Below are 21789 nucleotides of genomic sequence, written 5' to 3'. Positions count from 1 at the left end.
GAGATGCTGGACATCGCCGACGAGCTGCACCGGTGGGTCGGGCAGGGGCGCGACTTCGCCGTGGCCACCGTGGTGGCCGTCGGCGGCAGCGCCCCTCGGCAGCCGGGCGCCGCCCTCGCGGTGGACGCCGACGGCACGGCGATCGGCTCGGTCTCCGGCGGCTGTGTGGAGGGCGCCGTCTACGAACTGTGCCGACAGGCGTTGGAGGACGGCGAACCGGTCCTCGAACGCTTCGGCTACAGCGACGAGGACGCCTTCGCCGTCGGCCTCACCTGCGGCGGGATCATCGACATCCTCGTGACACCGGTGCGGGCGGACGACCCCGTCCGCCCGGTGGTCGCCGCCGCGCTCGCCTCGGCGGCGGGCGGGGAGGCGGCGGCGCTGGCCCGGATCGTCTCCGGCCCGGCGGAGCTGCGCGGCCGGGCCCTGCTGGTCCGCCCGGACGGCTCGTACGACGGCGGCTTCGGCGGCCACCCCGAACTCGACCGCACGGTCGCCGCCGAGGCCCGCGCCCTCCTGGACGCCGGCCGCACCGGCACCCTGGAGATCGGAGAGCAGGGCTCACGTTGCGGAGCGCCGCTCACGGTTCTGGTGGAGTCGTCCGTCCCACCACCCCGGATGATCGTCTTCGGCGCGATCGACTTCGCGTCCGCGCTCGTCCGGATAGGCAAGTTCCTCGGCTACCACGTGACCGTCTGCGACGCCCGCCCCGTCTTCGCCACTCGCACCCGCTTCCCGGAGGCGGACGAGATCGTCGTCGAGTGGCCGCACCGATACCTGGAGCGCACGGACGTCGACGCCCGGACCGTCCTGTGCGTCCTCACCCACGACGCCAAGTTCGACGTTCCGCTGCTGCGCCTCGCGCTGCGCCTCCCCGTCGCCTACGTCGGCGCGATGGGCTCCCGCCGCACCCACCTCGACCGCGAGCGACGCCTCCGCGAGGAGGGCGTCACCGACCTGGAACTGGCCCGCCTCCGCTCACCCATCGGCCTGGACCTCGGCGCCCGCACCCCCGAGGAGACGGCCCTGTCCATCGCCTCCGAGATCGTCGCCCACCGCCGCGGCGGCACCGGGGTCCCCCTGACGGGCGCGCACACGCCGATCCACCACGACGGCCCGTCGTCGAACCCGGCGGACGTACCGAGCCTGAGGGTGTCCTGACGCCCGCCCAGGGACCGCCCGACTTGTGACTTGACCGCCCGGACGGCAGGGTTGACCGTCCAGGAAACGGCAACAGTACGACGGGGGCGGTCAGTTGAGCACGGTGAGCGTGGGGCACGGCGCGGGCGAGGGCATGGACGAGGGCCCCGACGGCGCCACCGGCCTGGACGGGGGCGACGGCGGCACGGGCTCGGGCCCGGACGACGGCGAGGCCGGCGGGGGAGCCGACGGCACCCGCGACAAGCGTCGGCTGTCGACACCCGCGACCACCGTGCTCGGCCTCTTCCTCCTCGTCGACGTGGTCTTCGTCTGCGGCGCCCTCGTGACGCTGTGGCCGGTGGTCCTGGCGACGGTCGAGCCGGGGGCGGACCCCGCGGCCACCGCCCGCTGGTCGCCGTTCGGCTTCGGCGACTGGGCGCTGACCGCGGACACGGCGATGCTGCTGGCCGTGGTGGTGTGCAGTGCGCTCGGCAGCTTCGTCCACGCGGCCACCTCCTTCGCGACGTACGTCGGCAACCGGCGGCTCTACGCGAGCTGGCTCTGGTGGTACCTGCTGCGCGCCGGCATCGGCGTGGCCCTCGCGCTCCTCGTCTACCTGCTGCTGCGCGGCGGCCTCTTCGCCGGCAGCTCCGGCGCCGGCGCCACCAACCCGTACGGCTTCTCCGGCATAGCCGGCCTGTGCGGCCTGTTCTCCAAGCAGGCCACCGACAAGCTGCGCGAGATCTGCGACACCCTCCTCAGCACCACCGGCGACGGCGACCGCGACCGCCGGGACGGCCTCGCCACCCCCCGCGACAGCACCCCGCACCATTGATCACGATGACGTCGACGGCACCACGAACGGGGAACCTCTGATGAGCGATGACATGACCTCCAGCGGCTGGGACGTCCTGGACGCCTCCCACATGGCACTGCGCACGGTGGTCCACGCCGTCCCCGCCGACGGCTGGCACCGGCCGACGCCCTGCGCGGGCTGGACCGTCACCCAGGTCTTCCAGCACGCCGTCGGCGACCAGATCGGCTATGCCGCCGCGCTGACCGGCGAACCCGGCCCCGACTTCGACCCGTTCGCCCCGTCGGGCGACCTGGAGGGGGTGGACCCGGCGGCGTTCCTGGAGGACGCCCTGGCCCGCGCGGCGAAGGCGTGGGCGGGGGTCGACCGGGACGCCGCCGAGGTGCCCGTACCGGTACCGCCGCACACGTTGTCCCCGTGGTCCGGCTCGGCGGCCTGCGGGCTGGACGCAGCGGTCCACGCCTGGGACATCGCTCTGGCGACGGGTCGACCCTCGCCGCTCACCCCCGCGCTCGCCCGCCCCCTCCTCGAGGTCGCCGGGGAGATCGTCGAGCCACTCCGCCCCTACGGCGCGTACGCCGCGGCCCTGACGCCCGACGAGGGCGACGACGACGTGGCGGTCCTCCTGCGCTACCTGGGCCGCGACCCCCACTGGAGCGCCTCCTGACCCTGCTCGCGGCGAGGTAGGACGCCTCCGGCAGTTGGGCGCACGGTCGAGTGCCGACCCGTGGACGTGCTCAGCGCCCGGAGGGCGTCTCCTCCAGCAGCCCGTCCATCGCACGCCCGAACATCCGCCGGGACAGCCATCCAAGGGGCCGGTCGCAGAAGCCCGGCAGCCGGTGGACACGCAGTTCCTCGCGCCACAGGACGCGCGAAGCGACGGGGGCGCCGATGTGGTCGCTCTCGTCGCCGTGCCCCTCCCCTCGGCCACCGTCGACGTACGGATGGACCTCGATCTCCGCCCACCCCAGGACGAGGGACCCGTGTTTGACGAGCCGACACCGCCCCACCCCTCCGCCCTCCGGCGGCTGCCACACCACCACCTCCATCGGATCGTCGAAGGAGAGGGGGCCGATACCGCTGCGGGCGACGAAGACCGTGCCCTCGGCGGTCGGGGGAGGCGTGCGGACGGTGACCCGGGTCAGGGGGACGACGTCGGCGTGGCGATGCCAGTCGGTGAGACGCTGCCAGGCCACGTCGGTGGGAAGGCTGGAGAGGCGTTCGAGGGAGAAGAGGACCACGAAGCCGATCGTAGGTGAACAATCGGGGACACGGCGGACGCGTCGAACCGCCCCTGTCCCACGAACGATCACTGCACGCGCTACCGGGCGCGAGCAGGCAAGCCGCGCGGGACCTACCGCCGCCACCCCGCGTACGGCAGCATGAGCCCCGTCCGCACGTCCCGCCCCGGCCGGAAGGTGCACCCTCGTGGACCGTGAACTGCACGCCAGGCTCGACGAGTTGCAGCGGGATCCGTATCCGCACTACGCGCGGGCGCGGGCGGCGCAGGGGCTCACCTATGTGCCGGAGCTGGACTCGTGGCTGGTGGTCCGGGACGCGGATGTGCGGGAGGTGCTGCGGCGGCCGGAGGACTTCTCGTCGGCCAACGCGCTGCGCCCCGACGTGATGCCCGCGCCCGCCGCCCTGGCCGTGCTGGCCGGCGGCTTCGGCGGCCGGCCGGTCGTGGTGACCGCCGACGGGGCCCCGCACCAGGCGCTGCGGGCGCCCATCGTGCGCGGCCTGTCGCCCGCGCGGGTCGGCGCCGTCCTCCCGTACGCCGCCGAGCGGGCCGCCGCGCTCCTCGACGGCTTCGAGAAGGACGGCCGGGTCGAACTGATGGCCGCCTACGCCGGGAAGCTGCCCGGCGACGTCATCGGACGCCTCGTCGGGTTCGACCCGGCGGACGTACCGGCCCTGGTGCACGGCGGTCACCGGCTCGAAGAACTGCTCTTCCGGCCCCTGGCGGAGGCCGAGCAGATCGCCGCCGCCGAGGACGTGGTGGCGATGTCCCACCGCGTCGACGCGTTCGTGCGCGCCCGCCGCGCCGACCCCCGCGAGGACCTGGTCACCGAGCTCATCACCTCCGTCGCCGGGCCGGGCGACGGCGAACTGACGCTCGATCAACGCCACGAGCTGGTCGCCCATCTGCAGAACCTGCTCATCGCCGGGCATCTGACGACCACGGCCCTCATCGGCACGACCCTCCTGCACCTCCTGCGCCACCCCCGCCAGTGGGAGCTGCTCTGCGCCCACCCGGACCGCATACCGGCCGCCATCGAGGAGGCCGCCCGGTACGACACGGCCCTGCAGGGCTTCCGTCGGGTCACCACCCGGGCGGTCACCCTCGCGGGCACCGAACTGCCCGCCGGCTCACCGGTGTTCCTCGCCTTCGGCGGAGCCAACCGCGACGGCTCCCGCCACCCCGACCCCGACGACTTCGACATCACCCGCACCGCGGCCGCCCGCCACCTCTCCTTCGGCCTCGGCGTCCACGCCTGCCCCGGCTCCACCCTCGCCCGCGAACAACTCCGCATCACCCTGGAACTCCTGACCCGCCGCATGCCGGGGCTGCGCCTCGCGGACGATCAACGAATCATCATGCGACCGACCTTGATCCACCGCTCCCCGGAGACCCTCGACCTCGTCTGGTGACCTCGCCGAGCGGGGAACACCGACGGCGGCACGGTCGCGCGGTGCCTCCGCGGCCTCCGTCGGCCTTGGCCGACTCACACGTCCAGCAACTCCCGTGCGGCCACCGGAGCCCCCGTCTCCAGCGACCGGTTCGCCGCCAGCCCTGTCACCAGGGACCTCGCCCCGTCCACCGCGTCCGCGGCGCGGCCCAGTTCGTCGGGGACGTGGTCCCCGAACAGGTCGGTCAGCATCCGTACGTCCCCGCCGCCGTGTCCGCCCTCGCCCGTCGCGACCTTCACCTCACGCGGCCGCTCCCATAACCGCCGTACGAGCAGCTCGGTCCGACCGGCCTCGTCGCCGGTCTCCGTGCCGTGCAGGACGGGGGTCGCCCCGGTGACCCGGACGTGCGGGCGGGTCCACGTCGACTCCTCGACCAGCAGCTCCAGACGGCCCTCGCTGCCGTTGAAGGCGATGCGGTAGCCCTCCCAGGGCGCGTACGCCGTCAGGTGGTACGTCAGGGTCGCCCCGGACGCGTACCGCACGAGGACCGCCATGTCGTCCTCGATGGTCACGCCGGGGCCGAAGACGTTCCGGTCGCGGTGGTAGCCGTCCTCCGCCTCGGCGTCCAGGTAGAGCGCGCTGAGGACGGGGGAGTCGTCGAGGTGGAGCGCGAAGGGGTCGCCCTCGGCGGCGGGGGAGCCGTGGGCGCGTTCGTAGTCGCGGGCGAGTCCTCGGCGCCGGCCCGCCTCGTCGCCGTAGAAGAAGAGGCGGCCTTGGGCGAAGACGGTCTCGGGGCGGGTGCCGAGCCACCAGTTGACCAGGTCGAAGTGGTGGGTCGACTTGTGGACCAGCAGCCCGCCGGAGTTCGCCTTGTCGCGGTGCCAGCGGCGGAAGTAGTCGGCGCCGTGCCGCAGATCGAGCAACCACTCGAAGTGCACCGAGCCGACCTCGCCGATCTCACCGCTCGCGAGCAGCTCCCGTACGGCCGAATGCACCGGGTTGTAGCGGTAGTTGAAGGCGACACGCACCTCGCGGCCCGTCCGGCGGCGCGCGTCCAGGATGCGGCGGGCACGCTCGGCGTCGGTGGTCATCGGTTTCTCGGTGACGACGTCGCAGCCCGCCTCCAGGGCCCGCACGATGTAGTGGTCGTGGGACCGGTCCACACCGCACACCACCACCAGGTCGACCCGCTCGCGCCGCAGCATCTCCTCGAACTCCCCGGCGGCGTAGGCCGGTACGGGCGCGCGGCCGGGGTGGTCGGCGGCGATCCAGGCGTTGTGGACGGCCATGCGGTGCGCGTTGGTGTCACAGAGGCCGACGAGGTCGATCCGGTCCGCGAAGGAGCCCGTCAGCGCCTCGGTGAACATCCGTGCGCGGGCGCCGAGTCCGACGACGGCGGCACGGCTTCGTCCCACGGAGACGGTGCAGGGGTCTTGTTGTGACATCCGGACCTTCCCTAGGGTCTCGTGCGGGGGGTGGAAGCGCTTTCTAGTGAAAGAGGTGACCCACTCATGCCCGGAATCAGGACAAGGAAGTCCTCCGCGACAGCCGTGGTCCTCGCTCTGTGCGCGATGCTCGGCGGCTGCTCGGGCCCCCAGGAGTCGGGCGGCGGCGGCAAGGTCGTTCTGCGCTACACCTGGTGGGGCAACCCCGACCGGGCGGCGAGAACCCAGCAGGCCGTCGACCTCTTCGAGAAGGGGCACCCCGGGATCGAGGTGCAGACCTCGTTCTCCGGCTACGACGCCTACAAGCAGAAACTGGCGACCCAGGCCGCCGGCGGTGACGCGCCGGACGTCATGCAGCTCGACTACCGCATGATCGACCAGTACGCCTCCGGGGGCGTCCTGCTGGACTTGGCCGAGCAGCGGTCGGCCCTCGACACCGACGCGTTCGACACGGGACTCCTCGCCACCGGGAAGGTCGACGGCAGGCAGTACGCGATCCCCCAGGCCCGCGGCACCGAGACCGTCGTGTACGACGCGAGCCAGTGGAAGGCGGCCGGGGTCGCCCCGCCCCGCGAGGGCTGGACCTGGAACGACTGGGCCGACACCATGCGGGAGTTGGCGCGCAGGACCGGTGAGCCGGGCGGCACGGACCCCGGCTGGAGCGAGGACGCCTTCGAGGTCTGGCTGCGCGGCCGCGGCAAGGCCCTCTACACCGAGGACCGGCAACTCGGCTTCACAGCAGAAGACTTGACCCGCTACTGGACGTTCACCGACAGGCTCCGCCGGGAGGGCGCCGTCTCGCCCGCCGAGGAGACCACCCAGCTCGACGGCACGGTGGAGAACACCCCGCTCGGCCGCGGCAGGGCCCTCTCCGACAACAACTGGGACGCCCCGGCCAGCGGCTACCTCGGCCTCCTCCCCGATGCCGAGATCGCGCTCGCGCCGATGCCCTCGGGCGAGGGCGGCACACCGGGCCAGTACTTCAAGCCGTCGATGTTCATGGGCGTGGCCGCCGACACGAGTCACCCCGAGGAGTCCGTCCGCCTCGTCGACTTCATGCTCAACGACCCCCAGGCCGCCAAGATCCTCGGCGCCACCCGCGGCATCCCTGTCAACGAGGCCCTCCGCGAGGAGATCGCGCCGGACCTCAAGGACTTCGACCGGACCATCTACGACTACCAGGCGTCTCTTGAGGGCGAGTTGAAGGCGCCGCCCCAGGCGCCACCCTCCGGCGACAGCGCCCTGCAGACCACCTTCCAGCGCGACTACGACCAGGTGTCGTACGAGCGGATGTCCCCCCGAGAGGCCGCCGAGAACTACCTCACCGAGGCGAAGGCGGAGCTGAGGTCATGACCACCCCACACATGCCGACGACCGTACGGGGCGAGGGCGCCGCACCCTCCGCCAGGCCCGCCCGCAGGCCCCGACGCGAGGGCGCCGCCTGGGTGTTCCTCTCCCCGTGGGTACTGGGCGCCTGCGTCCTGACCCTGCTTCCGATGGCCGTATCGCTCTACCTCTCCTTCACCGACTACGACCTGTTCAACGCGCCCAGCTGGGTGGGCCTGCGCAACTACACGCAGATGTTCACCGAGGACCCCCGCTACTGGCGTTCGGTCGGGGCGACTCTGACGTACGTCGTCATCGCCGTGCCCCTGCAACTGGCCCTTGCGCTCGTGGTGGCGCTGGCCCTGAAGAACATGCGGCACGGCAAGGCCTTCTACCGCTCCGCGTTCTACGCCCCGTCCCTCCTCGGTGCCTCCATGTCCATCGCCCTCGTCTGGCGGGCGATCTTCAACGACGGCGGCACGGTCGACCATCTGCTCGGCACCGGCGGCTGGGTCAACAAGCCGGGCTGGGCACTGCTCGCGGTGGCCCTGCTGACGGTGTGGCAGTTCGGCGCCCCGATGGTCATCTTCCTCGCCGGACTCCAGCAGATCCCGGGGGAGTTGTACGAGGCGGCCGAGGTCGACGGCGCCGGGCGATGGCGCCAGTTCCTGTCGATCACCGTGCCGATGCTGTCACCGGTGATCTTCTTCAACCTGGTCCTCCAGACCATCCAGGCCTTCCAGGTCTTCACCCCCGCCTTCGCGATCAGCGCGGGCAAGGGCGGCCCCGCCGACTCCACCCTCTTCTACACGCTCTACCTCTACGACCGCGGCTTCGTCGCCTCCCACATGGGTTACGCCTCCGCCATGGCCTGGGTCCTGCTGCTCGCCATCGGCGTGGTCACCGCCGTCCTGTTCCGCACGTCCCGCTCCTGGGTCTTCTACGCCTCCGAGGGGGACCGATGACCACCACCACGCAACACCCGCCGCCGCACGCAGGCCCTTCGCCTGGCAGCGCGCGGCCCTGCACACCGCGTGCCTGGCCGCCCTGCTGGTCATGCTCTACCCGCTGGCGTGGCTCCTCGCGACCTCGGTGAAACCGGCGGACGAGGTCATCGCGAGCCTCGACCTGCTGCCCGGCCGCCTGGAATGGTCCAACTACGAGACAGCCCTGGAGGGCGTCAACGACATCTCGGTCGGCAGACTGCTCGGCAACTCCCTGCTGATCGCGACCGGCGCCGTCCTCGGGAACGTCCTGTCCTGCTCCCTCGCCGCGTACGCCTTCGCCCGCCTGCGATTCCGCTTCCGCGGACCGCTGTTCGCCTTCATGATCGCCACGATCATGCTGCCGCACCACGCGGTGCTGATCCCGCAGTACATCATCTTCAACCAGCTCGGCATGGTGAACACCTACTGGCCGCTGATCCTGCCGAAGTTCCTGGCCACGGAGGCGTTCTTCGTCTTCCTCATCGTGCAGTTCATGCGGGGACTGCCGAGGGAACTGGAGGAGGCGGCCCGGATCGACGGCTGTGGACCGTTCCGAAGCTTCTTCCTGGTGATCCTGCCGCTGACGCGCCCGGCCCTGATCACCACCGCCATCTTCACGTTCATCTGGACCTGGAACGACTTCTTCACCCAGCTGATCTATCTCTTCTCGCCGGAGAAGTTCACGCTGACTCTGGCGCTCAGGTCGTTCGTGGACGCGTCGAGCACCTCGGCGTTCGGCCCGATGTTCGCCATGTCGGTCATCGCGCTGCTGCCGATCGTGCTGTTCTTCCTCGCCTTCCAGCGGTTCCTGGTGGAGGGCATGGCCAACTCGGGGATCAAGGGGTGAGCGTGAGCGCGATGCGGACCGACCGGGAGCCGGGCGAGATCCTCGGACCGAGGATGTCGCTGTTCGCCGACGTACTGAGCGTCGGCGTCGCCGTGGCGGTGGTGAGCCTGCCGTTGGTGACGCTGCCCGCCGCGCTGTCCACCGCCTGCGAGGTGCTGCGGGGCGTACGGGACGGGCGGCCGGTGACCGCCCGGCGGTTCCTCGGCGGGCTGCGGCGACGGCTGCGCTCCGGTGACGTCGCCGCCGGTCTCGTCACCCTCGCCGGTCTCGGCCTCCTCCTCGTCGACCTGGCGCTGGTCTCCGCGGGCCTCCCCGGCGGCTCCGCCCTCGGCCTGGCGGTCGCCGCCGTCGGCGTCTGCGCCGCCGTGGTCGGCCTGCGGGCCTGCGCGCGCACCGAGTCCGCCGTCGACTGGCCCGGCGCCGTGCGCGGGGCCGCCCACGACGCCGTGCGCGACCCGGGCGGCAGCGCCCTGGTGGTGCTGGCGGTGCTGACCGCCGCCCTGTGCGCGTGGATGCTGCTGCCCCTCGCGTTCCTCGTCCCCGGACTGCTGGCCCTCGCCCTCACCGCGATCGACGTACGCGGGGCGACCAAGGGGACCGGGGTGACGGGAGGGCGCGGAAAAGAGGTCGCCTCCCAGGAGGGCGTGTGATGGGGTGAGGCCCGCAGGTCGTCGCGCGGGACTGGGGAGCAGTGAACAGAAGGCGGCAGAAGAAGCTGTCCGTACGTCTCGTCCGGGCCGCGTCGGTCGGTGACACCGCCACGGTCGACGCGTTGCTCCGGGCCGGGGCCTGCCCCGCGACGGCCGACGCCGACGGCACGACGCCGCTGTACGCGGCGTCCGTGCACGGGGCGGCCGACACGGTCCGCCGACTGTTGGCCGCCGGCGCCCCGCCCGACGCCGAGAGCGGGCACGGCACGGAAGGCACGCCGCTGTGCGGGGCCGCCTGCTGGGGTCACACGGACACCGTGCGCGCACTCCTCGCGCACGGCGCCGATCCGAACCTCCGCGAGGACCACGGCACGGGCCGCCCCCCGCTCTACTGGGCGGAGTGCGGCCCCCACCCGGAGACGGCGGCACTGCTGCTGGCCGCGGGGGCCCACCCGCTCGACGGGACCGCGTGACGTTCGGGGCCGCGCGGCGGCCGGACGGGTGCTGCCACCCTTGCGTCGGCTCCCGCCGACTCAGACCGCTATCGCGTACACCTTGCCCGCGTAGCTGCCGATGTAGAGCACGCCGTCGGACACCACGGGCGACGAGGGCGTGAAGAAGCTGTCGATGCTGTCGCCCGCCGAGAACCGCCACCTCTGTTCGCTGGTCCTGACGTCCACTGCGTACAGGTTGCCGTCGTCGCTGCCGAAGTAGACGACGCCGTCCACCACCGCCGGCCGTGAGTCGACACTGTCCGCCGTGGGGAACTTCAGGCGCTGCTTGGCGGTGAAGGCGTCGACTCCGTACAGGTCGCCATTGTCACCACCGACGTAGACCACCCCGTCGGCGACCGTCGGCGAGGAGGAGCCGACGGGGCCACCGCCCGGAAAGTCCTCGTACTCCATGCCGTCGGAGGCGTTCACGCAGTACAGCCCGTCGATGCCGCCGATGTAAATGCGCCCCTTCGCCACCGCCGGCGACGAGGAGAAGATGTGGTCCGTGAGGGCCGACCACCGTTCCGTGCCTGTCGCCGCGTCCACCGCCCGCAGGCCGTCGCCGCTGCCGACGTACACGACCCCCTCGACCACGGCCGGCGTGGAGTACACGTAGCTGGGCGTGAGCGCCGTCCAGCGCTTCTCGCCCGTGGCCGCGTCCACGGCGTGCAGCCCGTCCGCGCTGCCGGTGTAGACGATCCCGTCCACCACCACCGGTGCCGAGTGGATCGCGCCCGCCGGGTACTGCCACCGCCTCTTGCCGGTGACCGCGTCCACCGCGTACAGCAGACCGTCGCCGCTGCCGACGTAGACGACCCCGTCGACCACGGCCGGCGACGACTGGACCCGGTCGCCAGTCTCGAACGCCCAGCGCTTCTTGCCCGTGGCGGCGTCCAGCGCGTACAGCCGCTGGTCGCCGCTGCCGATGTAGACGACCCCGTCGGCCACCGCCGGTGTCGAGTTGACCGTCTTACCGGTGGAGAACGTCCACAGCCGCTGCCCCGGGCGGCGCTCGGTGCCGTCGAGGAGCCGCCACGTCGTGTACCCGGCCCCGGCGACGCCCGCTCCGGCGAGGCCGAGCAGGAGCCGCCTCCGGGAGAGCCCGGCCTGCCGTCCGGATCGTGGCGCAGTGGTGTCCTGAGGGTGCCGTGGCGTCGTGGCGTCCTGCGGGAGGTCGTGTCCCCGTGGAGGATGCGGGGCGGGCACGTCCGGGGCGGTGGACGGACGTGGCGCTTCGACGTGCGGGGCCGCCGGGCCGGTCGGTCCCGCGGCCTGGGACGACCACAGCAGCAGCCGCGGATCGGGCGTCGCCGGTACCGGCGCCTGAGGTGCCGTGGCGCGCGCACGGACGTCGGCCGCGACCCGGTCGGGCAACCAGCCGACCTCGTGCGTGTCCTGGTCGGCGTCCTGACCCCACCGCTCCTCGGCCAGCCGGTCCAGCAGCGCGCCGACGGTGGGGCGTGCGCCGGGATCCTTGGCCAGGCAGTCGGCGACCAGGGCGCGCACCCGCGGCGGGAGCGCGTCGAGGTCCGGTTCCTCGTACACGGCACGGAAGTTGAGCGCCTCGGCCGCGCCGGTGCCGAAGGCGCTCCGTCCCGCCGCGGTGAACGCCACTACCCCGCCCAGGGCGAAGACGTCACTGGCCGGGCCGACGGGCTTGCCGGTGAGCTGCTCGGGGGACATGAAGCCGGGCGTGCCGATCAGCATGCCGGGCTGGGTGAGCCTGCTGGCACCGGAGTCGGTGGCGGCCGAGATCCCGAAGTCGATCACGCGTGGCCCGTCCGCCGCCAGCAGGACGTTCGACGGCTTCAGATCCCGGTGGATCACTCCCGCGGCGTGGATCGCCTCCAGCGCCTCGGCCAGCCCGGCCGCGAGCGCCAGCACCGCGTCCTCGGGCCACGCTCCGTGCCGGACGACCGCCTCACCGAGGGAGACCCCGGGCACGTACGCCGTCGCCAGCCATGCCGGTGACCCCTCGGGGTCGGCCTCGACGACCCCGGCGGTGAAGAACCCGTTGACCTTGCGGGCCGCGCCCACCTCGCGGGCGAACCGGCGCCGGAAGTCGGGGTCCTGGGCGAGGTCGGGCCGCACCACCTTCACCGCCACCGCGCGCCCGCTCGGCGACCGGCCCAGGTAGACCCGCCCCATGCCGCCCTCGCCGAGCCGCGCGACGATCCGATACCGCCCCACCCGCGGCGGATCCACGTCCGCCGGCGCCGCGAAGCCGTCCGCCTCGGGTCTCGCGCCCATCCCGTCGGCCATGTCCCGCCTTCCGTACCGTCAAGTGCCGTGCGCCCGTGCCGAACCAGCTGTCCGGGAGCCCTCGCACAGGAGATCCGTGAAACCACCGGTTCGGTTCCCGATGAGTATGCGGGAGCCTCACCCGCGGCCATCCGCGGCCATCCGCGGCCGTCGGCGTACCGTCTCCCGGTGCTCCCGGTGCTCCCGGTGCTCCCGGACGGACGGCGAACAGGCTCAGGAGCGCGCACGGCGTCGGCTCACCGGCGGGCCGGCGGGCCGGTGGGTTCGTCGCGCGGCTCGTCGGCCGCTCAGGAGCGCGCACATCGTGCGGCTCAGCGGCCCGCCGGGGGGCTGGTCGTGCCGCGGATCTCCAAGGTCGGTGTGGTCAGGACGACTTGGGCCGGGCGTGTGGGATCGGCGATGCGGTCCAGGAGGCTCTGGGCGGCGCGGCGGCCGACGTCATGGCTGGCGTTGTCCACGGTGGTGAGCCACAGATGGCGCAGCCGGGAGACATAGGTGTTGTCGTAGCCGACGAGGGACAGGTCGCGCGGGACGCTCAGGCCCAGTTCCTCGGCGGCGGAGAGGGCGCCGACGCAGGACATGTCGTTGAACGCCAGCACCGCGGTGGGGCGTTCGGGGGCGCTGAGGAGTCGGACCGTGGCGCGGTAGCCGCCCTCCTCCGTCAGGTCGCCGCGTTCGACGGCCGCCAGGTCGGACAGACCGTGCTCGCGCATGACCGTCTCGAAGCTGCGGCGGCGCAGCGCGCCGACCACGCCGTCCCCCGCGATGTGCCCGATCCGCCGGTGGCCGAGGGCGATGAGGTGCTCGGTGGCGAGCCGGGCGCCCAACTGGTCGTCGCCCGCGACGACATCGACATGGGGGAGCGTCGGCTCACGGGCCCCGGCGACCACGGTGGGCACCTGCGCGGCCGCCGTGCGCAGAGCCTCCGACGGGGGCAGTGTGCCGACCGCGATCAGACCGTCGACCCGCAGTTCGGTGAAGGTCCGGGTGAGGTCCTCCCCGAGACGCCGGTTGAGGTGGCCGTCGGCCAGCAGCATGCGCAGACCGTTGTCGTGCAGCCGGGAGTTCAGACCGTCCAGCAGCTCCACGAACCAGGGGTTGCGCATGTCGTGGAGGAGGACGCCGACCGTGCGGGTGCGGCGCTCGCTCAGACTGCGCGCGGCCGCGTTGGGCCGGTAGCCCAGCTCGTCCACGGCCGCCAGCACGGCCTCCCGCTTCTCCGGGCGCACCTGCTCGGAGCCGCGCAGCACCAGCGAGACCAGGGACTTCGACACGCCGGCGCGCTCGGCGACATCGCGGATCGTCGGAGGTCTCATGGTGTGGACCGTTCCACAGGGCGGGTGCGATTGTCAAAGGGCTTGACAGCTGCGGAGACCCACCCCAAGGTGAGCTGCGTACGTTCTGGAACGGTCCAAAGCTGGTCCGGTGGGTCCGAAGAAGGGCAGTCATGGTGAGTGCGCTCGGTGTCGCCGTCGTGGGGTTCGGCTGGATGGGGCGGGTGCACACCCAGGCGTACGCCCGCGTGCCGCACCACTTCCCGCAGCTTCCCGTCCGCCCCGAGCTGGTCACCGTCGTCGAGGACGTGCCCGGCCGCGCCGAGGAGGCCGCCGAGCGGTTCGGGTTCGCGAGCACCGCCCGTGACTGGCGTGAGGTCGCCGCCGACCCGCGCGTCCACGCCGTGAGCATCACCGCGCCGAACTTCCTGCACCGCGAGATCGGTGTCGCCATGGCCGAGGCCGGCAAGCACATCTGGATCGAGAAGCCCGTCGGGCTCACCGCCGCCGACGCCCGCGCCGTCGCCGACGCGGTCGTCAAGGCCGGCGTCCAGGGCACCGTCGGCTTCAACTACCGCAACGCCCCCGCCGTCGCGTACGCCCGCGAACTGATCGCCGCGGGTGAGATCGGCACCGTCACCCATGTCCGCGTCCGTCTCTTCAGCGACTACGCCGCCCACCCCGAGGGCGCCCTGACCTGGCGGTACGAGCGTGAGCGCGGCGGCAGCGGCGTCCTCGGCGACCTCGCCTCGCACGGCGTCGACCTCGCCCGCTTCCTCCTCGGCGACATCACCGCCCTCACCGCCGACTCCGCGATCTTCGTCCCCGAACGGGCCCGTCCCACCGGCGCCACCGCCGGCCACACCCGTGCCACCGGCGGTGAACTCGGCCCCGTCGAGAACGAGGACTACGTCAACTGCCTGCTCCGCTTCGCCTCCGGCGCGAGGGGCGTCCTGGAGGCGAGCCGGGTCGCCGTCGGCGAGCAGAACAACTACGGCTTCGAGGTCCACGGCACCAAGGGCGCCGTCCTGTGGGACTTCCGCCGCATGGGCGAGCTGGGTGTCAGCCGGGGCACGGCCTACCAGGACCAGTCCGTCAGCACCGTCTTCGTCGGCCCGGGCCACGGCGCGTACGCGGCGTTCCAGCCGGGCTCCGCCAACGCCATGGGCTATGACGACCTCAAGGTCATCGAGGCCCACCACTTCCTGCGCTCGATCGCCGAGGGCATCCCGCACGGCGCCACCCTGGCCGACGCCGTGCACAGCGCCACCGCCCTCGACGCGATGAGCCGCTCCGCGGAGTCCGGTGCGTGGGTGAGCCTCTGAGCCGGCTGCCGGCCGAGGCTCCTCCGAGGCTCCTGAGACGAGAGGTGATCGGGGCGGGCGGGCCGTGCGCGATCAGTCGAGGTTGTTGCCCCAGAGGGACTTGTCGTCGCTCCTGAGGCTGGGCACCCCGTCGTAGGTCCCGCCGTCCGCGGTCACCAGGGGCGCGGAGAGCTGGTCCTCCAGCACACCGTCGCGGATCCGCACGATCGTGCTGTCGTGGTCCGTCCCGCCGGGCTTGAACGTCTTGCCCTCGATCGCCGCCCGCAGGTAGTAGAGGGCGTATTTGGCGTAGAGGTCGGCGGGCTGGGAGACCGTGGCGTCGATCTTGCCCTTGGCGATCTCCCTGAGCTCTCGGGGGGTGCCGTCGTTGGCGACGACGAACACATGCCTCTTGTCCTCCGGGCCGACCAGCAGACCCTGCTGCTTGAGCACCTGCAGGCTGCCGGAGAGCGCCAGGCTGGAGTGCATGTAGACGCCCTTGATGTCAGGGTTGGTCGTGAGATTCGCCTGCAGTTTCTGCGCCGCGATCGTCCCGTCCCAGTTCGTCGTCTCTCCGAAGACCTTGATCCGGGGATAGTGCTCCTTCATGCACGCGTTGAACCCCTCGGTGCGGTCGCGGCCGTTGACGGAGGCGAGGTCTCCCTGGAGCATGACGACCTTGCCCTCACCGCCGAGCTTGGTGCCGAGGAACCGGCAGGCCTTCTCCCCGTACGCGCGGTTGTCGGCACGCACCACCATGTAGACGTCGCCGGTGTCGGGACGGGTGTCCAGGGTGACCACGGGGATCTTCTGCTCGGCCAGCTGCCGCAGGATGGGCGCGGTCGCGGCGGTGTTCTGGGGGGCCATGGCCACGCCCTCCACGCCCTCGATGATGAGGCTCTGGGAGTTGGTGGCGAGTTTCGCGACATCGTTCCGCGAGTTGGTGGTCTTCAGCTCCAACCCGAGTTCCTCGGCGAACCCAGGGGTGTACTGCGTGAACGCGTTCCAGAAGTCGGTGTCCGAGCGGGGGTAGTCGACACCCACCACCGTGGCGCCGCCCGGGTCGGAACCGGAGCCGCCGCAGGCGCCGAGCACGGTGACGACGAGAGCACTGACGGCACCGAGGCTGATACGGCGGATGCGTCGGGTCTTCACGGCTGCTTCTCCCTTGCGAACGGTTGCGTGCGGGAGATCAGGCGGGGCCGCCCCTGCCGCGGCCTCTGCTGTCCAATCTAGTACCCCGGCAGGTTTTCCTGCCTGACCTGCGGCTTCCGGAGAGCTGGGCGCCGTGGTCCGGGCGTCAGCCGCGGACGAGCAGCTGGAAGTCGAAGGAGTAGCGCGAGGCCCGGTAGATGTGGCTGCCGTACTCGACGGCCCGGCCCGTGTCGTCGTAGGCCGTGCGCTGCATGGTGAGGACGGCGGCCCCCTCGGGCTCGCCGAGCCGCTCGGCCTCCTCGGGGGCGGCGATCCGGGCGCCGACCGTCTGGTGGGCGCTGTGCAGGGTGATGCCGGCGTTGCGCATCATCCGGTACAGGCCCGTCGCCTCCAGCCGCTCGGTGTCGAGGTCCAGCAGGCCCGCCGGGACGTAGTTGGACAGGAACGCCACCGGCTGGCCGTGGGTGAGGCGGAGCCGTTCGAAGAGGTGCACCTCCGCGCCCTCGGCGAGGCCCAAGGCCGCGGCCACCCCGGCGGAGGCGGGCCGGAGCTCGCTCAGCAGCACCTGGGTCGTGGGCTGCTGGCCCGCCGCCTCCAGGTCGTCGTAGAGACTGCTCAGCTCCAGCGGACGCTTGACCTGGCTGTGTACGACCTGCGTGCCCACGCCACGGCGGCGTACCAGCAGCCCCTTGTCGACGAGGGACTGGATGGCCTGCCGCACGGTCGGCCGGGACAGTCCGAGGCGGCCCGCGAGCTCGATCTCGTTGCCCAGCAGGCTGCCCGGGCCCAGTGCCCCGTGTTCGATGGCGGACTCCAGCTGCCGGGCCAGCTGGTAGTACAGCGGCACCGGGCTGCTCCGGTCGACACGGAGGTCGAGCTTCTCTGTACTCCCTGTGGTCGCGCTGGTCACGGTCCGAGGGTAACCGCCCGTCCGGATGACAGGAAGCCCTGTCATTTCGTTGTCCTGACAAGCCCAGCACCCGTCGCGGGTGCCGGGCGGCTCTCGGACCGGCCGCGGGCCGGGCCGCTCACGTCCCCGGGTGAAGGTGCCGGCGCCGGGCGGTGACCTCCCGGTCGTACGTGGCGCGGGCCTCGACCGCGGCCCGGCGGGCGGCGGTCTCCGAGACCGGAACGTCCCACCAGGCCTCCGCCGGGGGAGCGGTGGGAGTCGGGTCGGTCTCCACGTACACGCAGGTCGGCCGGTCCGAGGCGCGGGCGGCGGCCAGGGCGTCGCGCAGCTCCCGCACGGTCTTGGCGCGGATGACGTCCATGCCGAGGCTGGCCGCGTTGGCGGCCAGGTCCACCGGCAGCGGGGCTCCGGTGAAGGTGCCGTCGGCGACGCGGTAGCGGTAGGCCGTGCCGAACCGCTCGGCGCCCACCGACTCCGACAGCCCGCCGATGGAGGCGTAGCCGTGGTTCTGGACGAGGACCAGATTGACCGGCAGACCCTCCTGGACGGCGGTCACGATCTCCGTCGGCATCATCAGATACGTGCCGTCGCCGACCAGCGCCCACACGGCGGTGCCGGGCGCCGCCTGCTGGACGCCGATCGCGGCGGGGATCTCGTAGCCCATGCAGGAGTAGCCGTACTCCAGGTGGTACTGGCGGGGGCCGCGGACCCGCCACAGCTTGTGCAGGTCGCCGGGGAGCGAGCCCGCGGCGTTGATGACGACGTCGTCGTCCCCGACGACCGCGTCCAGGGCGCCCAGCACCTGCGTCTGCGTCGGCACGGCGTGCTCGTCGGCCGGCGTGTAGACCGCCCGCACCACCTGCTCCCAGCGCTGCTTGCCGTTCCGGTACTCGGCCTCGTACGCCTCCTCCACGCGGTGCCCGGCGAGCGCCTCCGTGAGCGCCTCCAGACCGGTCCGCGCATCGCAGACCAGGGTCCGGGCCGCCAGCTTGTGAGCGTCGAACGCGGCGATGTTGAGGTTGACGAAGCGGACGTCGGGGACCTGGAACAGGGTGTGGGAGGCGGTGGTGAAGTCGGTGTAGCGGGTGCCGACGCCGATGATCAGATCGGCGGTGCGGGCGATGTCGTCGCAGACGGCGGTGCCGGTGTGCCCGATGCCGCCGAGGTCGCCCGGGTGGTCGTGGCGCAGCGAGCCCTTGCCGGCCTGGGTGGACGCGACCGGGATGCCGGTGGCCTCCACCAGCGCCCGCAGCGCCGCCTCCGCCTCGCTGTGGTGGACGCCGCCGCCCGCGACGAGGAGCGGCCGCCGCGCCGCGCGGATCGCCCGGACCGCCTCGGCCAGCTCCACCGGGTCGGGCGCCGGCCGCCGTACCCGCCAGACGCGCTCGGCGAAGAACTCCTCCGGCCAGTCGTACGCCTCCGCCTGCACGTCCTGCGGCAGGGCGAGGGTGACGGCGCCCGTCTCGACGGGGTCGGTGAGAACCCGCATGGCGTTGAGCGCGGCCGGGATCAGCGCCTCGGGGCGGGTGATCCGGTCGAAGAAGCGGGAGACCGGCCGCAGCGTGTCGTTCACGGACACATCGGCCTCGGTGGGGTGCTCCAACTGCTGGAGCAGCGGGTCGGCGGTGCGGGTCGCGAAGTAGTCGCCGGGCAGCAACAGCACGGGCAGCCGGTTGATGGTGGCGAGGGCGGCTCCGGTGACGAGGTTGGTGGCGCCGGGCCCGATGGAGGTGGTGACCGCCTGCGCGGAGAGCCGGTTCAGCTGACGGGCGTACCCGACGGCCGCGTGCACCATGGACTGCTCGTTGCGGCCCTGGTGGAACGGCATGGCCTCCTCGCCGGCCTCCAGCAGCGCCTGGCCGACCCCCGCGACGTTGCCGTGGCCGAAGATGCCCCAGGTCCCGGCGATCAGCCGGTGGCGTACGCCGTCGCGCTCGGTGTACTGCGCGGACAGGAACCGCACCAGCGCCTGGGCGACGGTCAGCCGGCGGGTGGAGGGGGTGCTCATCGGGACCTCACGGGGACGAAGGGGTGGGTTGGGGGCTTGGCGAGGGAGCATGTTGCTGGGGCTGGGGCTGGGGCTGGGGCTGGGGCTGGGGCTGGGGCTGGGGCTGGGGCTGGGGCTGGGGCTGGGGCTGTGCTTGGGCGTGGGCGTGGGTTGGCTCAGAGCAGCCCGACCGCCGTGTCGACCGCGGTCTCCACGCTGCCCTCGGCGGGGTAGAGCAGGGAACGGCCGACGACCAGGCCCTGGACGGTGGGTAGCCGCAGGGCCTTGCGCCACTTCTCGTAGGCGCCGTCCTGATCCTTCCCCACCTCGCCGCCCAGCAGTACGACGGGCAGGGTGGAGGTGTCCAGGACCTCGGCCATCGCGTCCGCGTCGTCGGTGACGGGCAGCTTCAGCCAGGTGTACGCCGAGGTGCCGCCGAGGCCCGCCGCGATGGCGATGGAGCGGGTGACGGCCTCGGCGCTCAGATCGTTGCGGACCCGGCCGTCCACGCGGCGCGAGATGAACGGCTCGACGAACAGCGGCAGTCGGCGCGCCGCCATGTCGTCGACCGCGCGGGCGGTGGAGTGCAGGGTCCGCAGGGAACCCGGGTCGTCGTAGTCGACGCGCAGCAGCAGTTTGCCCGCGTCGAAGCGGAGACGCTCGATGTCCTGCGGGCGGTGGCCGGTGAAGCGGTCGTCCATCTCGAAGGACGCCCCGGCGAGCCCGCCGCGGTTGAGGGAGCCCATGACGACCTTGTTCTCCAGGGCGCCCAGGAGCAGCAGGTCCTCCAGGATGTCGGCGGTGGCGAGCACGCCGTCCACGCCGGGCCGCGACAGCGCGGTGCACAGGCGCCGCAGGAGATCGGCCCGGTCGGCCATGGCGAGGGGGCGGCCGCCGACGCCGAGGGCGCCGCGGGCGGGGTGGTCGGCGGCGACGATCATCAGCCGGCCGCGGTCACCGATGAGCGGGCGGCGGGCGCGGCGGGCCGCGGCTTCGGCGACGGCCTCGGGGTGGCGTGCGCGGACCGTGGCGAGGTCGGGGATGCGGATGGTCAACTCGGGCTCCGTTCCAGGGGCGGTGCCCCTTCGTCCCCTTCGGGCGCCTCATGGCTCGGGGGTGCGTGTTCGTTGGCGGGTGCGGGTGGTTCGTGGTTGCTCGCGCAGTTCCCCGCGCCCCTGGAGGGACGGGCCTGCGGCCCGCCCTCCTCCAGGGGCGCGGGGCGGTGGCACATGCGGCTCCGCCGCGTGGGCGCGATCAGCCCCACTCACCGGCAGGCGACCCGGGGTCGACGGCGAACCGCGGCGTCACCCGGCCCCCAGCAACTCCTCCACCTCCCCCGCCGTCGGCATCGCCGAGGAGCAGGCGAGGCGGGACGCGACGAGGGCGCCCGCGGCGTTGGCGTACCGCATGATCCGCTCCAGATCCCAGCCGCGCAGCAGCCCGTGGCAGAGGGAGCCGCCGAAGGCGTCGCCCGCGCCGAGCCCGTTGACGACCTCGACCGGCACCGGCGGCACCTCGGCGACCGTGCCGTCGCGGTGGACGGCGAGCACCCCCTTGGGGCCCTGCTTGACGACGGCCAGCTCCACCCCCGCCTCCAGCAGCGCCTCCGCGCAGGCCCGGGGTTCCCGGACACCGGTGGCGACCTCGCACTCGTCGAGGTTGCCGACGGCGACCGTGGAGTGCCGCAGGGCCTCGGCGTAGTACGGGCGGGCGGTCTCGGGGTCCCGCCAGAACATGGGTCGCCAGTCCAGGTCGAACACGGTGGTGCCGGCGGCCTTGTCGCGCGCCTTGAGCGCGGCGATGGTGGCGGAGCGGCTGGGCTCCTCGCTCAGTCCGGTGCCGGTGATCCAGAAGACGCGGGCCGCGCGGACGGCGAAGAAGTCCAGCTCGTCGGTGTGGATCTCCAGGTCGGGGGCCTTGGGGCGCCGGTAGAAGTAGAGCGGGAAGTCGTCCGGCGGGAAGATCTCGCAGAACGTGATCGGCGTCGGGTGGGCGGCGACGGGGGTGACGAACCGGTCGTCGACGCCGAACTCCTTGAGGGCCTCGTGCAGGAACACGCCGAAGGGGTCGTCTCCCGTCCGTGTGATCACGGCGGCCGTGTTGCCGAGCCGCGCCGCCGCCACCGCGACGTTGGAGGCGGACCCGCCGAGGAACTTGCCGAAGGACTCGACACGGGCGAGCGGCACACCGGTCTGCAGCGGATACAGATCCACTCCGATGCGACCCATGGTGATGAGATCGAAGGACTCGGCGGACTCGGTGGACTCGGGCATGCGCGTCGCTCCTCGGGTGGGGGGGATGCGGGCCGACCGGAAACCCGTGGCGCGCCTGGGATGCGCACACACGGGGGCGGAGGTACCCCAGGTGTAGGGCCCCGGGCGAGCTGCTGTCAAGGCTTTGTACTGACATTCGGACCTGCTCGTGAAATGATGTCTTAACAAAGTCTTGACAGCTGGGTGTGCCAGGGGTTTGATCCCGTCCCAACGAAACAGCGCAGCCGGCCTACCGGCACAATGATCCGGACTTCAGGTCCGGGCTCGCGCGGGCACACTGCCCGACGCTGT

General features: G+C 72.6%; 19 protein-coding genes. 10 read left to right on the top strand and 9 right to left on the bottom strand.

Annotated features, from left to right (window positions below):
- Positions 1 to 3 precede the first annotated feature (3 nt).
- The 3 genes from M8J73_RS00150 to M8J73_RS00140 all read left to right on the top strand — a co-directional run bounded on the left by M8J73_RS00150 (position 4) and on the right by M8J73_RS00140 (position 2621).
- Positions 4 to 1161: an XdhC family protein gene (locus M8J73_RS00150; RefSeq protein WP_055538095.1), complete on the top strand. Its 1158-nt coding sequence runs from the start codon at positions 4 to 6 to the stop codon at positions 1159 to 1161.
- 103 nt (positions 1162 to 1264) lie between these two features.
- Positions 1265 to 1975 (top strand): hypothetical protein, encoded by a 711-nt coding sequence (locus tag M8J73_RS00145; protein WP_240501156.1) that lies wholly within the window; start codon positions 1265 to 1267, stop codon positions 1973 to 1975.
- A 40-nt stretch (positions 1976 to 2015) separates the two neighbouring features.
- The gene (locus tag M8J73_RS00140) at positions 2016 to 2621 is read left to right on the top strand and encodes a TIGR03086 family metal-binding protein (RefSeq protein WP_249828074.1); all 606 of its coding nucleotides are present in this window, start codon (positions 2016 to 2018) and stop codon (positions 2619 to 2621) included.
- Positions 2622 to 2691: 70 nt separating this feature from the next.
- Here the strand turns inward: M8J73_RS00140 and M8J73_RS00135 are convergent, their stop codons facing one another.
- Positions 2692 to 3195, bottom strand: coding sequence for a hypothetical protein (locus tag M8J73_RS00135; protein ID WP_055538414.1), 504 nt, complete (start codon positions 3193 to 3195; stop codon positions 2692 to 2694).
- Between the two features lie 187 nt (positions 3196 to 3382).
- Here M8J73_RS00135 and M8J73_RS00130 point away from each other — a divergent pair, with 187 nt between their 5' ends.
- A complete protein-coding gene (locus tag M8J73_RS00130) occupies positions 3383 to 4606 on the top strand; it encodes a cytochrome P450 (RefSeq protein WP_055538415.1) in 1224 nt (407 codons plus the stop codon).
- Between the two features lie 74 nt (positions 4607 to 4680).
- On the opposite strand, the gene M8J73_RS00125 is transcribed toward M8J73_RS00130, so the two are convergent.
- A complete protein-coding gene (locus tag M8J73_RS00125; RefSeq protein ID WP_055538416.1) occupies positions 4681 to 6030 on the bottom strand; it encodes a Gfo/Idh/MocA family protein in 1350 nt (449 codons plus the stop codon).
- Positions 6031 to 6096: 66 nt separating this feature from the next.
- Between M8J73_RS00125 and M8J73_RS00120 the strand changes: the two genes are divergently transcribed.
- The 5 genes from M8J73_RS00120 to M8J73_RS00100 all read left to right on the top strand — a co-directional run bounded on the left by M8J73_RS00120 (position 6097) and on the right by M8J73_RS00100 (position 10312).
- Positions 6097 to 7383, top strand: a complete 1287-nt coding sequence (locus M8J73_RS00120; RefSeq protein WP_055538417.1) for an ABC transporter substrate-binding protein — start codon at positions 6097 to 6099, stop codon at positions 7381 to 7383.
- The gene (locus tag M8J73_RS00115; RefSeq protein ID WP_055538418.1) at positions 7380 to 8321 is read left to right on the top strand and encodes a carbohydrate ABC transporter permease; all 942 of its coding nucleotides are present in this window, start codon (positions 7380 to 7382) and stop codon (positions 8319 to 8321) included. The genes M8J73_RS00120 and M8J73_RS00115 overlap by 4 nt, the downstream gene beginning before the upstream one ends.
- A 91-nt stretch (positions 8322 to 8412) precedes the next feature.
- The gene (locus M8J73_RS00110) at positions 8413 to 9189 is read left to right on the top strand and encodes a carbohydrate ABC transporter permease (protein WP_240501207.1); all 777 of its coding nucleotides are present in this window, start codon (positions 8413 to 8415) and stop codon (positions 9187 to 9189) included.
- Positions 9190 to 9200: 11 nt separating this feature from the next.
- Complete coding sequence (locus M8J73_RS00105; protein ID WP_055538426.1) at positions 9201 to 9839, top strand: hypothetical protein; 639 nt, start codon at positions 9201 to 9203, stop codon at positions 9837 to 9839.
- Between the two features lie 41 nt (positions 9840 to 9880).
- A complete protein-coding gene (locus tag M8J73_RS00100; protein ID WP_055538420.1) occupies positions 9881 to 10312 on the top strand; it encodes an ankyrin repeat domain-containing protein in 432 nt (143 codons plus the stop codon).
- Between the two features lie 60 nt (positions 10313 to 10372).
- Here the strand turns inward: M8J73_RS00100 and M8J73_RS00095 are convergent, their stop codons facing one another.
- Positions 10373 to 12595 (bottom strand): serine/threonine-protein kinase, encoded by a 2223-nt coding sequence (locus tag M8J73_RS00095; protein ID WP_055538421.1) that lies wholly within the window; start codon positions 12593 to 12595, stop codon positions 10373 to 10375.
- Between the two features lie 311 nt (positions 12596 to 12906).
- Positions 12907 to 13911, bottom strand: a complete 1005-nt coding sequence (locus M8J73_RS00090; RefSeq protein WP_055538422.1) for a LacI family DNA-binding transcriptional regulator — start codon at positions 13909 to 13911, stop codon at positions 12907 to 12909.
- Positions 13912 to 14042: 131 nt separating this feature from the next.
- Here M8J73_RS00090 and M8J73_RS00085 point away from each other — a divergent pair, with 131 nt between their 5' ends.
- Positions 14043 to 15194: a Gfo/Idh/MocA family protein gene (locus M8J73_RS00085; RefSeq protein ID WP_055538423.1), complete on the top strand. Its 1152-nt coding sequence runs from the start codon at positions 14043 to 14045 to the stop codon at positions 15192 to 15194.
- 72 nt (positions 15195 to 15266) lie between these two features.
- On the opposite strand, the gene M8J73_RS00080 is transcribed toward M8J73_RS00085, so the two are convergent.
- The 5 genes from M8J73_RS00080 to iolC all read right to left on the bottom strand — a co-directional run bounded on the left by M8J73_RS00080 (position 15267) and on the right by iolC (position 21498).
- Positions 15267 to 16328, bottom strand: a complete 1062-nt coding sequence (locus tag M8J73_RS00080; protein ID WP_372503861.1) for a sugar ABC transporter substrate-binding protein — start codon at positions 16326 to 16328, stop codon at positions 15267 to 15269.
- Between the two features lie 145 nt (positions 16329 to 16473).
- Positions 16474 to 17283: a GntR family transcriptional regulator gene (locus M8J73_RS00075; RefSeq protein WP_079054793.1), complete on the bottom strand. Its 810-nt coding sequence runs from the start codon at positions 17281 to 17283 to the stop codon at positions 16474 to 16476.
- Between the two features lie 73 nt (positions 17284 to 17356).
- Positions 17357 to 19246 (bottom strand): 3D-(3,5/4)-trihydroxycyclohexane-1,2-dione acylhydrolase (decyclizing), encoded by a 1890-nt coding sequence (gene iolD / locus M8J73_RS00070; protein WP_249828073.1) that lies wholly within the window; start codon positions 19244 to 19246, stop codon positions 17357 to 17359.
- Positions 19247 to 19401: 155 nt separating this feature from the next.
- Positions 19402 to 20280 carry a Cgl0159 family (beta/alpha)8-fold protein gene (locus M8J73_RS00065; protein WP_249828072.1) on the bottom strand — a complete coding sequence of 293 codons (879 nt, stop codon included), beginning with the start codon at positions 20278 to 20280 and terminating at the stop codon, positions 19402 to 19404.
- A gap of 249 nt (positions 20281 to 20529) precedes the next feature.
- Positions 20530 to 21498, bottom strand: a complete 969-nt coding sequence (iolC, locus tag M8J73_RS00060; RefSeq protein WP_055538009.1) for a 5-dehydro-2-deoxygluconokinase — start codon at positions 21496 to 21498, stop codon at positions 20530 to 20532.
- Positions 21499 to 21789 lie beyond the last annotated feature (291 nt).

This window comes from Streptomyces neyagawaensis, from assembly GCF_023516595.1.
GTDB classification, from domain to species: Bacteria; Actinomycetota; Actinomycetes; order Streptomycetales; family Streptomycetaceae; genus Streptomyces; species Streptomyces neyagawaensis.
This window is presented reverse-complemented; position numbering and strand designations above follow the sequence as displayed.

What these genes read in the sequence shown, in the direction of transcription:
- M8J73_RS00150 (WP_055538095.1), top strand. Translation starts at nt 4, where the DNA reads ATGCTGGACATCGCCGACGAGCTGCACCGGTGGGTCGGGCAGGGGCGC.
- M8J73_RS00140 (WP_249828074.1), top strand. Translation starts at nt 2,016, where the DNA reads ATGAGCGATGACATGACCTCCAGCGGCTGGGACGTCCTGGACGCCTCC.
- M8J73_RS00125 (WP_055538416.1), bottom strand. Translation starts at nt 6,030, where the DNA reads ATGTCACAACAAGACCCCTGCACCGTCTCCGTGGGACGAAGCCGTGCC.
- M8J73_RS00120 (WP_055538417.1), top strand. Translation starts at nt 6,097, where the DNA reads ATGCCCGGAATCAGGACAAGGAAGTCCTCCGCGACAGCCGTGGTCCTC.
- M8J73_RS00115 (WP_055538418.1), top strand. Translation starts at nt 7,380, where the DNA reads ATGACCACCCCACACATGCCGACGACCGTACGGGGCGAGGGCGCCGCA.
- M8J73_RS00110 (WP_240501207.1), top strand. Translation starts at nt 8,413, where the DNA reads ATGCTCTACCCGCTGGCGTGGCTCCTCGCGACCTCGGTGAAACCGGCG.
- M8J73_RS00105 (WP_055538426.1), top strand. Translation starts at nt 9,201, where the DNA reads ATGCGGACCGACCGGGAGCCGGGCGAGATCCTCGGACCGAGGATGTCG.
- M8J73_RS00095 (WP_055538421.1), bottom strand. Translation starts at nt 12,595, where the DNA reads ATGGCCGACGGGATGGGCGCGAGACCCGAGGCGGACGGCTTCGCGGCG.
- M8J73_RS00090 (WP_055538422.1), bottom strand. Translation starts at nt 13,911, where the DNA reads ATGAGACCTCCGACGATCCGCGATGTCGCCGAGCGCGCCGGCGTGTCG.
- M8J73_RS00085 (WP_055538423.1), top strand. Translation starts at nt 14,043, where the DNA reads ATGGTGAGTGCGCTCGGTGTCGCCGTCGTGGGGTTCGGCTGGATGGGG.
- M8J73_RS00075 (WP_079054793.1), bottom strand. Translation starts at nt 17,283, where the DNA reads ATGACAGGGCTTCCTGTCATCCGGACGGGCGGTTACCCTCGGACCGTG.
- iolD (WP_249828073.1), bottom strand. Translation starts at nt 19,246, where the DNA reads ATGAGCACCCCCTCCACCCGCCGGCTGACCGTCGCCCAGGCGCTGGTG.
- iolC (WP_055538009.1), bottom strand. Translation starts at nt 21,498, where the DNA reads ATGCCCGAGTCCACCGAGTCCGCCGAGTCCTTCGATCTCATCACCATG.